Raw genomic sequence first — 233 nt, 5'->3', positions numbered from 1 at the left:
GATAATTGGGGTCAAACGCTTAATTTAATTGTCTGATCAATCGTTTAATAAATATATGTTGCTAGCTATATTAAAAAGCTATATTGAAATTAATGCTCAGCCCACTCGACTGAGTTTAAATCAACACCTTCTTGGTACATATCCCAAAGTGGTCATAGGGCACGTAGTTTGTCAACAGCTTCATGCATCTGTTTGATAACAGTATCGATGTCTTCGTCAGTAGTATAACGGCC

Annotated in this window: 1 pseudogene; it reads right to left on the bottom strand. The window is 36.5% G+C overall.

Annotated elements, in window-relative coordinates:
* Window positions 1-89: 89 nt before the first annotated feature.
* Window positions 90-233: pseudogene (locus SB772_RS45890) on the bottom strand (IscS subfamily cysteine desulfurase); the annotation flags it as partial.

Origin of the sequence: Paraburkholderia sp. SIMBA_030 (assembly GCF_046535245.1) — a bacterium.
GTDB lineage: Bacteria > Pseudomonadota > Gammaproteobacteria > Burkholderiales > Burkholderiaceae > Paraburkholderia.
The sequence above is the reverse complement of the archived record's forward strand: the minus strand, read 5'-3'. Positions and strand labels throughout refer to the sequence as shown.